2 tRNA genes are annotated in these 401 nt (G+C 48.4%); both read left to right on the top strand.

The features are described from left to right. The first annotated feature begins 92 nt into the window (after nucleotides 1-92). A tRNA-Arg gene (locus KNQ06_RS16905) sits at nucleotides 93-166 on the top strand. A gap of 5 nt (nucleotides 167-171) precedes the next feature. Next, nucleotides 172-248: transfer RNA gene (locus tag KNQ06_RS16900), tRNA-Pro, on the top strand. Nucleotides 249-401: the final 153 nt, after the last annotated feature.

Below are 401 nucleotides of genomic sequence, written 5' to 3'. Positions count from 1 at the left end.
CGGTCGTGGCGGAATCGGTAGACGCGCTAGGTTGAGGGCCTAGTGGTGGCAACATCGTGGAGGTTCAAGTCCTCTCGACCGCACCATATAATGCACCCTTAGCTCAGCTGGATAGAGTACTTGACTACGAATCAAGGGGTCGGGAGTTCGAATCTCTCAGGGTGCACTTTTCGGGAAGTAGCTCAGCTTGGTAGAGCACTTGGTTTGGGACCAAGGGGTCGCAGGTTCGAATCCTGTCTTCCCGACCATTATTTTCATACGAAATACATTGGACTTTGAAAACTGAACGATGAGGCAAAAATCGTATTCTATGGAATACAAAAACGAATGAAGCGCAAGCTTCGTCAATCGTGACTTCGGTCACAAAAACGAGCAAGTCAAACACTTCATGGAGAGTTTGA

Origin of the sequence: Exiguobacterium sp. s91, from assembly GCF_018618915.1 — a bacterium.
GTDB lineage: Bacteria > Bacillota > Bacilli > Exiguobacteriales > Exiguobacteriaceae > Exiguobacterium_A > Exiguobacterium_A abrahamii.
The sequence above is the reverse complement of the archived record's forward strand: the minus strand, read 5'-3'. Positions and strand labels throughout refer to the sequence as shown.